This window comes from Burkholderia contaminans, from assembly GCF_029633825.1.
Taxonomy (GTDB): Bacteria; Pseudomonadota; Gammaproteobacteria; order Burkholderiales; family Burkholderiaceae; genus Burkholderia; species Burkholderia contaminans.
Window position 1 is genome coordinate 1,434,778 of sequence record NZ_CP090641.1, and the last position, 13,991, is coordinate 1,448,768.

12 protein-coding genes are annotated in these 13,991 nt (G+C 63.0%); 2 read left to right on the plus strand and 10 right to left on the minus strand.

The features are described from left to right. Positions 1-67 precede the first annotated feature (67 nt). The 4 genes from LXE91_RS24065 to mdlC all read right to left on the minus strand — a co-directional run bounded on the left by LXE91_RS24065 (position 68) and on the right by mdlC (position 6,061). A complete protein-coding gene (locus LXE91_RS24065) occupies positions 68-1,240 on the minus strand; it encodes a 4-hydroxybenzoate 3-monooxygenase (protein ID WP_039350024.1) in 1,173 nt (390 codons plus the stop codon). Between the two features lie 114 nt (positions 1,241-1,354). Beyond that, complete coding sequence (locus tag LXE91_RS24070; RefSeq protein ID WP_039350021.1) at positions 1,355-2,701, minus strand: MFS transporter; 1,347 nt, start codon at positions 2,699-2,701, stop codon at positions 1,355-1,357. Positions 2,702-2,964: 263 nt separating this feature from the next. Continuing rightward, a complete protein-coding gene (locus LXE91_RS24075) occupies positions 2,965-4,416 on the minus strand; it encodes an aldehyde dehydrogenase (protein WP_039350017.1) in 1,452 nt (483 codons plus the stop codon). Between the two features lie 55 nt (positions 4,417-4,471). Then, positions 4,472-6,061 (minus strand): benzoylformate decarboxylase, encoded by a 1,590-nt coding sequence (mdlC, locus tag LXE91_RS24080; RefSeq protein WP_039350014.1) that lies wholly within the window; start codon positions 6,059-6,061, stop codon positions 4,472-4,474. A gap of 312 nt (positions 6,062-6,373) precedes the next feature. Between mdlC and LXE91_RS24085 the strand changes: the two genes are divergently transcribed. Then, complete coding sequence (locus LXE91_RS24085) at positions 6,374-7,288, plus strand: LysR family transcriptional regulator (RefSeq protein ID WP_039350010.1); 915 nt, start codon at positions 6,374-6,376, stop codon at positions 7,286-7,288. Between the two features lie 449 nt (positions 7,289-7,737). Here LXE91_RS24085 and LXE91_RS24090 read toward each other — a convergent pair whose 3' ends face one another. From LXE91_RS24090 to LXE91_RS24100, 3 genes are read right to left on the minus strand one after another with little or no spacing between them, the layout of a single operon-like run. Continuing rightward, entirely contained in the window at positions 7,738-8,025 is a 288-nt protein-coding gene (locus LXE91_RS24090) for a hypothetical protein (RefSeq protein WP_135370698.1), read from the minus strand. Positions 8,026-8,036: 11 nt separating this feature from the next. Continuing rightward, positions 8,037-8,957: a type 1 glutamine amidotransferase domain-containing protein gene (locus LXE91_RS24095; RefSeq protein ID WP_223274447.1), complete on the minus strand. Its 921-nt coding sequence runs from the start codon at positions 8,955-8,957 to the stop codon at positions 8,037-8,039. Continuing rightward, on the minus strand, positions 8,938-9,747 hold the full coding sequence (locus tag LXE91_RS24100) for an SDR family NAD(P)-dependent oxidoreductase (protein ID WP_039350007.1): 810 nt from the start codon (positions 9,745-9,747) through the stop codon (positions 8,938-8,940). The genes LXE91_RS24095 and LXE91_RS24100 overlap by 20 nt, the downstream gene beginning before the upstream one ends. Positions 9,748-10,061: 314 nt before the next feature. Here LXE91_RS24100 and LXE91_RS24105 point away from each other — a divergent pair, with 314 nt between their 5' ends. Beyond that, complete coding sequence (locus LXE91_RS24105) at positions 10,062-11,009, plus strand: GlxA family transcriptional regulator (protein ID WP_039350101.1); 948 nt, start codon at positions 10,062-10,064, stop codon at positions 11,007-11,009. A gap of 145 nt (positions 11,010-11,154) precedes the next feature. On the opposite strand, the gene LXE91_RS24110 is transcribed toward LXE91_RS24105, so the two are convergent. The 3 genes from LXE91_RS24110 to LXE91_RS24120 form a co-directional block, all read right to left on the minus strand. Next, complete coding sequence (locus tag LXE91_RS24110; protein WP_039350098.1) at positions 11,155-11,550, minus strand: tautomerase family protein; 396 nt, start codon at positions 11,548-11,550, stop codon at positions 11,155-11,157. Positions 11,551-11,727: 177 nt separating this feature from the next. Beyond that, positions 11,728-12,660, minus strand: coding sequence for an amidohydrolase family protein (locus LXE91_RS24115; RefSeq protein ID WP_039350004.1), 933 nt, complete (start codon positions 12,658-12,660; stop codon positions 11,728-11,730). Between the two features lie 2 nt (positions 12,661-12,662). After that, positions 12,663-13,985 (minus strand): MFS transporter, encoded by a 1,323-nt coding sequence (locus tag LXE91_RS24120; RefSeq protein ID WP_039350001.1) that lies wholly within the window; start codon positions 13,983-13,985, stop codon positions 12,663-12,665. Positions 13,986-13,991 lie beyond the last annotated feature (6 nt).

Genomic DNA, 13,991 nt, shown 5'->3' on the forward strand with positions numbered 1-13,991 from the left:
GGTTGCGCGCGCCTCTCGCGATCGTTCGAACCGGAAGACGACCGAGCAGCGGCACACACGGCGAAAGCTAGACGGCAACGCTCCCGACATAGTTTTCCGCCATGGACCTCGCCGCAGTCTCGGACGTGGTCACATGCTCGAGTTCGGCAACCTGCAACTGCTGCTCGAACGGTGATGCATCATCGAGGCGATGCATCATGCGGGTCATCCAGTAGGAGAAATGCTCCGCGCGCCAGATCCGTTTCAGCGCAAGCTGACTGTACGAAGCGAGTTGCGCTTCATCGCCGATCCGGTAATACGCGTCGAGTCCGCTGCTCAGGATTCGTACGTCGGAGACTGCCAGGTTGAGACCTTTGGCTCCGGTAGGAGGAACGATATGAGCGGCATCGCCGGCAAGAAATAGTCGTCCGTGCTGCATCGTCGTCGAGACGAAGCTCCTCATGCCGACGATATTCTTCTGAAAAATCTTCCCGTCGACAACGCACTGACCATCGGCAGAGTCGACGCGTGCATGCATTTCGGCCCAGATCCTGTCGTCGGACCAATTGTCGACGGAATCTTTCGGGTCGCACTGGAAATACATGCGCTGAACCGTCGGCGAACGCGTGCTGACCAACGCAAAGCCGCGATCGTGACGTGCATAGATCAGTTCGTCGGCGGACGGCGCACCTTCGACCAGAATGCCGAACCAGCCGAACGGATAGACGCGCTCGAAATCGCGGCGAACGCTCTCGGGAATCATCGAACGGGACACCCCCTGCGAACCATCGCATCCAATGACGAAATCACAGTCCAGCGTATGCGACTGCCCTTGATGCACGAACTGTATCGACGGAGCCGATGTATCGATGTCGCGAATCGAGACATCCGAGACACCAAACAGGATCGCACCGTCTGCAGCAACGCGAGCCGCCACCAGATCCTTGATGACTTCGTGCTGCGCGTAGACGGTGATGGACCGCCCGGTCAACGCCTTGAGGTCGATACGCCGCCGCTTTCCGTCGAACGCAAGTTCAAAGCCGTGATGCAATGCACCTTCCGCCTTCATCCGTTCACCGACACCCGACGCTTCGAGCAGATCCATCGTCCCCTGCTCGAGTACGCCCGCCCTGATCGTCGATTCGATCTGCTCGCGTCCGCGGGTTTCGAGCACGACGGACTCGATACCCTTCAGATGCAGAAGATGAGAAAGAAGGAGGCCGGCAGGACCGGCGCCAATGATGCCTACTTGAGTGCGCATGAGATCTCCAACTATAGGTACTGTCAGACGCTTTCCGTCATTCGGTTCAACATGAGCGACGTCGCTACCTGCTCTGCGCAGAACCCGTAGCAAACGTCGCCCTAGACACTGAGCTCACGCGCTCTTGATGGGCGGAATATGGCGGCGCACGATCATCAGGCAGATAAAAACCATCGCCATCGCGCCGCCCAGCATGCCCAGATACGCAGACGCCCCACCCTGCGTGATCACGAAGGCCCCCGCAAATGCGCTGAGAATCGCGCCGAGCCGCCCGAACGCGAGCGCGGATGCGGTACCGGTCGCGCGAACCTCGGTCGGATAGATGTACGCGCAAAGGGCGTACATCGTCGACTGAACGGCGTTCACGAAGAGGCCGTGCAAGCCGATTCCGAACACGAGCAACGTCGAGTGGGCAGAGACGTCGAGACCGCGCAGGAAAAGCGCGCTCGCGGATGCCATCAGGCAGCACACGAGCAACGGCCAGCGTGACCCGAACCGACCGATCGCCACCGCGCAGCCCATCGCGCCGAGTACGCCGCCGAGGTTGTAGGCGGTCAAACCTGAACCCGCCACCGAAGGGCTCAGGCCCTCGCCTGCAAGCATCGTCGGCAGCCAGCTGAATGCGCTGTAGACCGCGACCAGGTTCATGAAGAAAGCGACCCAGATCGCAAGCGTGTCGCGGCCTTGATGGTCTGCGAACAGAGCACGAAAGCCTGGACGCTGCCCTGCCTTCTGCTCCTTCTGATCGGCGAACACGGCGTCCGGCTGAATCGAGCGGGACATCCGGGTCAGCAGTTGACGCAGTTCATGCCAACGTTCGTGACGGCGGGCAAGATAACGGGGCGATTCCGGCATGACGAAGTACAGCAGGAGCGCCAGAGCGACGGGCAGCGTGCCGCCAATGAGAAAGAGTCCCCGCCAGCCATAGTGAGGAAGCACGACGCTCGCGAACAGCCCGGCCAGCATGCCGCCCAGCGGTACGCAGACGATGGTTGCGGTCACGGCGAGCGTCCGCCGGCGGGCAGGCGTAAATTCCGCCGTCATGGTCGTCGCGCTCGGCAGTGCACCGCCGATACCCAGTCCCGCGAAGAAGCGCAGGATGGCAATGGTCATGACGTCCGGCGACAATGCGATCGAACTCGTCGCCAGGCCAAATACCAGTACGCTCCCGATGATTGCCCAGCGCCGACCGAACCTGTCCGCGAACAGCCCCGCGAACGCGCTGCCGATCCCCATGCCGACGAGGCCGGCGGCAACGGCAGGCGCAAATGCGTTGCGCGTGATGCCCCATTCCTTGATCAAGCTGGGAATGGCGAACCCGATGAGTTGCCCATCGAATCCATCCATCACGATCGCAAGCGCGGCGAGCAGGACGACCATTCGCTGGAATGCCGAGAACGGTCCGTCATCGAGGGTGCGGCCGATGTCTACGGTCGGCAGACGCGGATTACGATCGTTCATTTCGCTCTCCCGGCCAACCCGATGAAGCCTGAATCGCAGTCCTGCATAATCCGTCTTCCAACGTGACGGTCGAACTGGAACCGGGTGCGATCGGGCGAGAACTCGAAATCGACGACAGGCATTGCAGTCTCCTTGAGCCGATCGCTCGTCGTTCCAGGAGCGAAGGCGTTTCAACGGTATAGGGTTGTTATTTTGTTTGCGCCGACCATGCGGAAGCCCATCGCTTCCACGATGAGAAACACGCGCGCTGACCGCCGCAACCATCAGAACGGATAGTGCCGAGGCGTCGTTTGCACGGTGATCCAGCGCAAATCGGTAAATTCCGCGATTCCGGCCTTGCCGCCGAAATGCCCGAAGCCACTGGACTTCATCCCGCCAAACGGCATTTGCGCCTCGTCGTGAACCGTCGGCCCATTGACGTGACAAAGCCCGGACTCGATACGCTTCGCCACCGTCAACGCACGCGCGACGTCACGGCTGAAGACTGCCGCCGACAGACCATATTCGTTGTCGTTTGCACATGCGATGGCCTCTTCGTCTCCGTCGACGCGAACGATCGCCTTGACGGGCCCGAACGACTCCTCCCGATAGATATGCATGTCCGCCGTCACGTGATCGAGCAACGTGGCGGGCATGAGCGTGGTCTCGGATTTCCCTCCGCATACCAGCGTCGCGCCTTTGGCCAGCGCGTCGTCGATCAGGTCGTTGCATCTCCTGACGGTCGCCATGTCCACGACGGAGCCGAGCACGGCCGGGCCCTTTCTCGGATCGCCGAGCGGCAGGCTCTTTGCCTTTTCGGCTAGTCGCGCAACAAATTCATCGGCGATCGCCGCGTCCACGACGATGCGTTCGGTCGACATGCAGATCTGGCCGGAATTGGCGAACGCCCCGAATGCCGCGCCTTGAACGGCAGCGTCGATATCGGCATCGTGAAGCACCAGAAACGGCGCCTTTCCACCGAGTTCGAGTACCGAAGGCTTCAGGTATTTCGCGCACTGGGTCGCGACGATGCGGCCGACGCGGGTCGAGCCCGTAAAGTTCACCCGCCTGACCGCCGACTCGGCAATGATCGCTTCGACGATGTCGCCCGCATTCGCCGGCGCGTTCGTGACGAAGTTCACGACGCCGCGCGGTAGTCCGGCATCTTGTAACGCCTCGATGATGAGGCCGTGGGTCGCGGGGCAAATTTCGGAACCTTTGAGCACGACGGTATTGCCGCACGCCAGCGGCAACGCGATGGCACGTACGCCCAGGATGACGGGCGCGTTCCATGGTGCGATCCCGAGCACGACGCCGGCAGCCTGCCGCACGCCCAGCGCGAGACTGCCCGGTACGTCCGATGGAATCACTTCGCCCGAAATCTGCGTGATCATCGCAGCGGCTTCGCGCAACCCGTCGGCTGCAAGCTTGACGTTGAAATCCGCCCAAAGGCGGGACGCGCCCGTTTCGGCTGCCATGGCCAGCGCGAAAGCGTCGTCCTTCTCTTCGAGCGCATCCGCGGCTCGATTCAGCAATGCGCGTCGTTCGCCGGGACCCATTGCCGACCATGCGGGAAACGCCGCGGCCGCAGCGTGCACCGCCGCTTGCGCATCGGCGACAGTCGCGGCCGGCGCCGTCGATGCGACCGTGTCATCGAGCGGGTTACGGCGCTCGAATGTCGCCCCATCGCGAGCCATCGTACGCTCGCCGTTGATCAACATCGATACCTGGTTCATTACCGTCTCCTGGAATATTCTTGGAAAGCCAGCCTGTCGAATCACCGACTCACGATCAGGCCACGACGATCTCTACGAGGCATGTTTTGCCCGAGGACAGCGCGTCTTCCAGCGCGGGCTTCAGCAGCAGCGCGTCGCTCACCCGAACCCCTTTGCAACCCATGCTGTTGGCCAGAGCGACGAAGTCCAACCCCGGGAGGTCGGTGCCCTGTACCGGATCCGACGCAGAGAAGCCGAATACGGGCGCGAATTCCTGCAACGCTGCGTAGCGTGCGTTGTTCAGGATGACAAATGTGATCGGGAGATCGAGCTGGACCGCGCTGTAGATGGCTTGCGGCGAATACATCGTCGAGCCGTCACCGATGAGGCCGATCACGCGGCTGCCTGGTTTGCCCAAAGCCACGCCCACTGCGGCGGGCATGCCGTAGCCCAGACCGCCGCTTGCCATCGTGTAGAAAGTCTGACTGCGCGTGAACGGCAGGTAACGTTGCATGACGGGGCGCGAACTGGGCGCCTCCTCGACCACGATATCCGTTGCGTCGCGAACCTCGGACAGCGTCTGCAACGCATAGGCGACCGACATCACTGCCGTGGGCTCGGCTCGCTCGACGACCTCGCGCGGCGCCGGCAGAGGCCGGCCTTGCGGTGCGGGACGGGCGAGCAGGTCCGCCAGCCCCAGGCGAATGTTCGCCACCACCGACGTGCCGACCGGTGTCCATGCAGCGGTAGCCGGATCGTCGATGAGCTGGTACAACGCCGCGCCATCGGGCACGTGCGGCCCGCTGCCTTCGACGTGATACGTAAAAGCCGGTGCACCGACGGCGAAGATCAGGTCATGTCCGTTCAGAATCCCAACGATTTTTTCGCGCATCGCCGGAAGGAATCCGGCGAAAAGCCGATGATCTTCAGGGAAGCTGCAGCGCGACGACATCGGCGCAACATAAACCCGCGCATTGTGGCGCTCGGCCAGCTGGATTGCCTCGCTCCAGGCATCGGCACGATCGAGTTCCGCGCCGACGACGATGGCCGGCCGCTTGCAGTTGTCCAGCGCGTCACCGATCTCTGCGATCCGTACAGGATCGGCGCGGAACCGCGTGCTGACGCGCGTCACCTCGACGAAATCGGCCGGCTGGTCCCAGTCGTCGACCGGAATGGAAACGAACACCGGGCCACGCGGCTCCTGCATCGCTACGTGGTAAGCACGGGCGAGCGCCAGCGGAACATCCGCGGCACGAGCCGGTTCGATGCTCCACTTCACATAGGGCCGCGGCAGCTCGGTTGCTTGCGATGCCGACAGAAACGGATCGAACGGCAGAATCGAACGGGCCTGCTGGCCGGCCGTGATGATCAGAGGCGTCCGGTTCTTGAAGGCCGTGAAGATGTTGCCCATCGCGTTGCCGACACCGGCCGCCGAATGCAGGTTGACCAGGGCGGCATTGCCGGTTGCTTGGGCATAACCGTCCGCCATACCGACCACCACCGCCTCCTGCAACCCGAGCACGTACCGGAAGTCCGCCGGGAAGTCACGGAACATGGGTAGCTCGGTCGAGCCGGGATTGGCAAACACGGACGTCATCCCGAGGCGCCGCATCAAGTCCACGACGGCATCGCGAACGGTCGGCTGCCCACTTGTGTTTCGTTGCATCTCGAATCCTCTGCGGTTCGCCACTCAGGCTGGCGGTGATGGGATGAGCCGCAGTATGGGATTCGATACCTTGTTTGAAAATTGCCAAAAAGGCTCAAAGTCATTACATTCGGGCATGAGCCAATCGGGTGGCCGAATGGGACCATTCAGCCCGGAAGCCTTTCTGGACAAGGCTGTCCGCCGGCATCGCGAGCACTCCAGTCGCCACAGCGAGCTGGCACGGCGATCCCTTTCAGGGAAGACACCTAGCTGGCGCCGGGCAACCCGGGATCGCGTTCGATCCCTTCAACCCTTTCAATCTGGTTCGTCACGATGAGTTTCAATCTGCAGCAGTTGACGATGTTCACCACGATCGTCTCCGCGGGTAGCCTGGGACGAGCAGCGACCATGCTGAACATGACCCAGCCGGCGCTGAGCAGATCGATCAAACGACTCGAGGAGTCCGTAGGGGCGCCGCTTTTCGAGCGTCACACCAAAGGGATGCAGCTGACCGCGCTGGGCGAAGCATTGATGCCACATGCAATGTCGCTGCAAAGGGAGGCCGAACAGGCGCGCGAGGAACTGGACGCGATGCGCGGCCTGGCGAAAGGCGTGATCAAGGTTGGCGCGGTGGGCAGCATCGCGAGCCTCGTGTTACCGATGGCGATCACGTGTGTCCTCGAAAAATGGCCAAATCTGCGTGTGGAGGTGATCGAAGGCGTCTGGGATCGTCTCGTCGAGGGCTTGCTTGCTTACGAAATCGATCTGGCGCTTTGCACATCTGGAATCGAAACCGAGGATGTCGCCGCGATCTCCGATTGTTCATGGGCCGACAGGAGTTTCGTGGTCGCCGCGACCGATCATCCGTTGCGCTCGAAGTTCGGTCTTCGACTCGATGACACATTGACACAACGATGGGCACTCACACCCAAGGGAACCGGCCCCTATGCCCACATGCAGGAAACCTTCAGAGCCCACGGTCTCCCAATGCCAGTCATCGCGGTCGAGACTCGTTCTGTAACCGTGCTCAAAAGCCTGGTAGCGCGATGTGGCTTTGTCTCATGGATGGCAGAACCCATGTACGACACTGAAAGCAAGGCTGGCGTCATCGACGCTCTCGATATTGACGGCCTGGATGCGCAGCGCACTTTAACGGCGTTTCGGCGCCGGCGAGGCACGCTACCCACGCCTGCCGTCAAACTGCTGGACGAACTACGTCGCCTGACAGGAACTTTGCGCAAAGAATGACAAAGCCAGTCATGATGGCCGTGAATCAGGGATATCGGGTCGGCGCCACTTATCTACATCCGTAACAATCACCTGTACGTCACGGCAATTGCAGGATTCCACTGCTACGACAGAACGGGTAGTCGTTTTCCGGGCATGCTGCAGAATGCGACGCCCGCGGGACTGAAGCCGGAACACCTGCGCATCTCCATCCCAGCTGTCGAAGTACGGAGATAGTGCAAATCGTGTCCTTTCCAGCGTTAATCGCGTCCGCCTATTCTGCTAGCAGGCTGTCGCTTTCGACGCGAACGGTATTTCCCGAGGTGCCCCTGAGGATCGAGTACGCCATTTCGGCACCGGGCACCGGGCGGGCACTGCAATGCTGGCGCAGATTCCATTGCGGCGCTTATTCAACGCCTGCCCGATAACGTCATCGGGCTTGGCGAAAGCCGGCGGTCCCACGTACCGCATCAGGATTTTCCGCTTCTGTCGACCACCAGCGTCGTCAGCGCGAGCTGCACGTTGCCGAACGCGTGAGCCGGACTTCCGTCGTCAAGCGCAGCATGACCGCCAACTGGCGCGTCCTGGCACAGTTGATCGCATAATCGTGCGGTCGAGCGCCCCTTGCCGCCGCGCCGGATACTTCGCACCCAAGTTGAATACCGCGCTTTGCCCGGTCCATGTCGAATCGTCATGGCCGCCCGGTCATCGGCAACGAAGTCGGAGCGGCCGGGCACGACGCGGCCGGCCGCTGCCATCGCAGACGAACTCAGTTCGTACGGGCCTTCAGTTTCGCCACGAGGACGTCGCCGAATTCCGGTGCCGACATCGGCTGCTGCCCCGTGATCAGTTCGCGATCAACGACCACGTTGCTGTGCCAGTTCGCCACCGTGTCGACGTGAGCGCCGGCTTCGGCCAACGCGTTCACCGGATAGAACTGCACGTTGCCGCCCAGCCCGTGCGGACCTTCGAGCTGCTGCTCCTCGCCCGTCGAGAAGACGGTCATCCGGTAACCGGCATACGGCCAGCCAGCCGCCAGGGAATTCGCGTTACCGTCGTTGGCGGCCATCGATGCAACGAAGGCATTCGGGTCGCGCACCGTGGACAGCAACACGATCGGCCCGTGACAGATGATCCCGGTGGGGCGCCCGCTGTCGTGGAAGCTGACCAGGATCTTGCCAAGATTCCGGTCCTTGAGCAGGTCGACCATCGGCGCATGGCCACCCGGGATAAACAGGCCGACATAACCGCCGGTCCCCTCCGCGACAACGGAGGCCAGCGTCTTCGGATGCTTCAGTTGCGCGATGCCTTGCGCGTACTTCAGTGCATCCGCGCGCGCTGCATCGTCGCCACCGAAAAACAGCTTGTCGTTCGAATTCGCGTCCATCATCGGCATGTCGCCGTTCGGATTGGCGATCACGGGCTCGTAGCCAGCCTCGACAAGCTTGCGGTATGGAACGACGAATTCGTTGAGGTAATAACCCGTCGAATATTTCTTGCCGTCGCGCAAATCGAGCGCGTGAGCGCTCGACATGACAACCAGCACCTTGCCGCGCGATTGCGCCGACGCGCCCACCGGCAATGCGAACGCGGTCGCCGTGGCAAGTACGGCAGCACCGATCTTGAGGATGTTCATCATCAATCCCTTCCGAAGAAATAAGTGAGCCGGTTCAAGCGCCGGTCCCGGCATCCGCGATGTAGCGCGGAGCGGCCTTGGCGTTGGCGAACTGGGGAGTGAGTGCGCGGCGAGCCGCTTCCCATTGCGTCCAGCCGTCGCCGTCGTGCAGCGTCGGGATCGTCACGAGCTCGCCCTGATCGAGGCCCGCGAGCGCGGCATCCACCAGGTCGTCGGCCGTCATCGTGCTGGCGGCCTCCTTCTGCTTCGCGTAGCCGGCCACATCCCAGAACTCGGTCGCCGTCGCTGCAGGCAGCACGGTCTGCACGCGCACGCCCTTGTCCGCCAGGTCGCGCTGAAGCGTGTGACCGAAACTCAGCACATACGACTTCGATGCGCTGTACACGCCGTTGAGCAGTTCGACCGCGATACCAACGACCGAGCTGATGTTGATGATGGTGCCTGTGCCCTTGCCGGCGAACACCGGTGCGACGGCGTAAGTCAGGCGCGTGAGCGCGGTGATGTTCAGATTGATCATCGACTCCATCGTGTCGACGTCGCCGTTGAGAATCGATGCGACCGAGCCGATGCCCGCGTTGTTCACCAGCATCGTGATGTTGCTGTTCTCGCGCAGGATGTCTTCGATCTTCGCGAGCGCCGCCTTGTCGTTCAGATCGGCGGCGACGGTCTCGACCGAGCGGCCGGTTTCGGCCATGAGGCGGCGCGCGAGCGTGTTCAGACGGTCCTGGTTACGCGCTACCAGGACGAGGTCGTAGCCGCGTTTCGCAAGGCGGTCTGCGTAAATCGCACCGATGCCAGCCGATGCGCCAGTGATCAGCGCGGTGCCTTTCGTGGAAGTGGTCATGATTTTTCCTTTCCGTGAATTGAGCCGACCGGGTGTCGGTTCGTGGAAAGAATTCTGGCTTCGACTGAACTCATCCTCAATGTCATATATGCAATGATTCATGCCATCCGCGCGCTGACCGGAAACCTTGCGGATTCGTCCTTTGAGACAGGCGCCCGATTACCCAAAATCGGTTCCGTAGCTGGCTCCGCCCGGCGCCTTGCCTCCTGAAGACGACCGCGCGCAACGCCATCCAATGACACGCTGCCGCAGCCCGTGACGATGTCCGTTTTATGCTAGATTCAATTGATCAGGACACACACATGGCGGACGTCATGCACACCGTGGGGCTCGTTGTTTACCCAAATTTCCAGTCGCTCGCGCTCGCGGTGGCGAGCGTGTTCGAGTACGCGAACCTGCTGCGCGGCGAGGAGGTGTACCAGTTCCGGATCGTGTCCGAGCACGGCGGCGCGGTCGTGTCGTCGCAGGGCTTTTCGGTCAACACCGAACCGCTGGCCAAAGAGGGATATGACACGCTGATCGTCTCCGGCGACAACGAATGCCGGCTTCCATCGGCGACGCTGGTGGACTTCCTGCATCGCGCGCCCGTCCACTCGCGGCGCATTGCGTCGATATGTACGGGAGCCTTCGTCCTCGCGGCCGCCGGGCTCCTCGACGGGAAACGGGCCACGACGCACTGGTATCACGCGCGGGACTTCAAGAAGCAATATCCGAACGTGCAGCTCGACGAAGATCGCATCTTCGTCGTAGACGGCCAGGTCTGGACGTCGGCCGGCATGAGCGCCGGGGTGGATCTCGCCCTCGCGATCGTCGAAAGCGATTTCGGGCTGGAAACGGCGCGCATGGTCGCGCGCAAGCTCGTGCTATACCAACGGCGCGGCGGTGGTCAGTCGCAATTCTCGACCTTGCTCGAACTGAACGCGCGATCGGACCGCGTGCAAATGGCGCTGACCTACGCGAGCGAAAACCTGGCGAGCAATCTGTCGGTGGAACGCCTGGCAGAGGCGGCACGTCTGAGCCCACGCCAGTTCAGCCGCGTGTTCCGGGAGGAGACGGGGCAATCCCCCGCCAAGGCGGTTGAGCGGCTGCGCGTCGAAGCCGCTCGCCTGATGATGGAAACGTCGCGCCACCCGATCGAAATCATTGCGAGAGAAACCGGCTTCGGCGACCGCGAGCGCATGCGCCAGGCATTTCTGCGCGCGTTCGGGCAACCCCCGCAGACCATCCAGCGCGCCTCCGGAGTTGCGCCGCTCACGAATTAGGACGTGTTGAATCCATAGGCCGGCAGGTACGCGCAGTCCGGCTTGCCCAAACCGTGAGCGCTCGCTTCGTCCATCGCGAATGACGAGCGGTTCTGCGTCGATGAAGTGCCAGGGCTGCAAGCAGCACCCGGTCCAGGCGGAAAATCTACTGCTCGCCGGGCGCCCACTCCGGGCTATAGCCGCCAAGCGCCGGGTGGTACATTTCATCGCCGGAATGCTGCGTGAATTCGACATTGAGCCGATCCTCACGCAAGCCGAGAATCTCCACGCAATGCGCGCAAAGTGCCTGCGCCACCTCCATGCGCTGCCCGGGCGGGCGGCCCCGTCGGATATCCAGCATCATCACGGCGACCGGGACAGGCGCTTCGCCGGCCTCGGCGATACGCCAGACACCGCCTTGACCCAGCTCGCGGATCGCGACGCTGATACGCCGAATATCGACCGACATCATCCGCGCATAGGTCTCGCTCATTTTGGCGGCGAGCGACTGCTTGGTTTCCACCGAATAGTGGTCGTTCACGTCCAGTTGCAGATAGGGCATGGTATTCAGGATTCCGGGTGATTGATCGAACGCGCGCGGCATCGGCCTGTCCGGATACCGTCAGCCGATTCTGGCACCCGGCTCGCCGCCCTCACCATGTCGAATAAGCAATGATTCCGGACACGGGTTCAAAAACGACACCTGTTCGCGGAAGCGCCTCGCGACATCCTCCCCGCGCTACGCAAATCCGTACAGCTTCGCCGGGTTCGTGACGAATATCCGTTGCTGCCAGTCCGCACGCCCGATCCAGCCGGCGATCACGTCCAGCAAGCTTGCATCGTCCGGCTTGTCCGTCTTCTGCGTCGGGTGCGGCCAGTCGGTGCCCCACAGCATGCGCTCCGGCGCCATGTCGATCAGCGCCTTCGCGACCGGCGCGACGTCGTCGTAGGCAGGCGCGCCCGTCTTGCTGTCGACGTACGGCCCCGACAACGTGATCCACGTATGGCCCTTGTCGACGAGGCGTTGCGCAGTCCGAAACGCGGCCGACGAGAGCCCGTCGGGCTGCGGCACATGCGCGATATGGTCGATGACGAGCGGACACGGCAGCACCGCAAGATGACGCTCGAGCTCCGGCAGCCGCGCGCCCTGCACCACCAGCTCGATATGCCAGCCGAGGTTCGCGATGCGCGCGGCGAGCGGCGCCAGCATGTCGAGCGTCGTCGCACCCGGATAGCTCAGGTTGAACCGGATCGCACGGACGCCGCCGCGATCGAGCGCCAGAAGTTCGTCGTCGCTCACGGTGCCGTCGACGACGGCCACGCCGCGCGCGGCGTCGCCGAACTGCGCGAGCGCCGCCAGCGTGCAGCGGTTGTCCGTCCCGTACGTCGACGGCGTCACGACCACGTTGCGCTTCACGCCGGTCCGCGACTGCACGCCCCGGTATTGCGCGACGGTCGCATTCGGCGGGCGCAGCGTCGTGCCCGGCGCGACCGGAAACCGGTCGTCGTAGATATGCATGTGGCAGTCGATCGCCCCGTCGGGCAGCCGGAATGCCGGCCGCCCGATGCCGCTCGACCACGTTTCGTCGGCCTCGGCCAGCCCCGGCAATGCAGCCGAAGCCAGCGTCGCGCCGGCGACTCGGAGGAATTCGCGTCTCGCGATGCGCGCCATGATCAGATGGTCCCCGTCTTGCCGACCAGCTTGCCCGACGCATGATTGCGCGTGAGCAGCAGCAGCGTCGCGACGCTCACGAGCGTGAGGATCGCGAGCGGCATCAACGCGAGCGCGTAGCTGCCCGTCGCCGCCTTCACCCACCCGTACACGTTCACCATCAGCCCACCGCCGAGCAGGTTCGCGATCGCGTTGACCGTCGCGAGCCCGGCCGCCACGGTGCTGTTGGACAGCATGTCGGTCGCAAGCGCCCAGAACGGGCCCTTGAACGAATACGCGCCGACCAGCACCGCGCAGAGCATGCAGACCGTCGGCAGCAGCGATCCGCTCAGCGACGTCGCGAACAGGCCCACGCCGATCAGCAGCATCGGCACGACCGTGTGCCAGCGCCGTTCGCCGACGCGGTCCGAGCGACGGCCCCAGTAGACCATCAGGACGGAAGCCACCGCGTAAGGCACCGAATTCAGCAGGCCGGTCTCCATGACGCTCAAGCCGAACGACTTCAGCAACTGCGGCTGCCACACGGACAGCGTGCTGCCTGCCGCGGAAGCGCACGTGTCGACGAGCGCGAGGCACAGCACGTAGCGATTGCGGAACAGCTGCGTGAGCGGCAGCGACGGCACCTTCTTGCGCGTCTTGTGGCCGGCGGCCAGCGCGGTCGTGAGCCATGCGCGCTCGTCGTCGTCGAGCCACCTCGCGTCGTCCGGCTTGTTCGTCAGCACGAACAGGCACGCGATGCCGAGCAGCACGGTCGGAACGCCTTCGAGGATGAACAGCCAGTGCCATCCGCGCAGGCCCCACACGCCGTCCATCTGCAACAGCAGCGCGGAGATCGGCGAGCCGATGAAGCTCGCGGCCGGAATCGCGACCATGAACGTCGCGACGATCCGCGCACGATACTGCGCGGGAATCCAGTACGACAGATAAAGCAGCACGCCGGGGAAAAAGCCGGCCTCGGCCGCACCCAGCAGGAAACGCAGCACGTAGAACGTCGTCGCGTTGTGCACGAGCGCGGTCGCCGCCGACACGATGCCCCACGTGATCATGATCCGGGCGATCCAGATCCGCGCGCCGTATTTCTGCAGCGCGAGATTGCTCGGTACTTCGCAAAAGAAGTACGAAATGAAGAACAGGCTGCTGCCGAACCCGAACACCTGCGCCGACATCCCGAGGTCATGGTTCATCTGCAGCGACGCCATCCCCACGTTGCCCCGGTCGATGAAGGCAAGCAGGTAGCAGATCATCAAAAAGGGAATGAGCCGCCAGACGACCTTCCGTATGGTCCGGCGCTCGATCGCGGACGCGTCCATGAAACCGGTTTGCATGTTGTC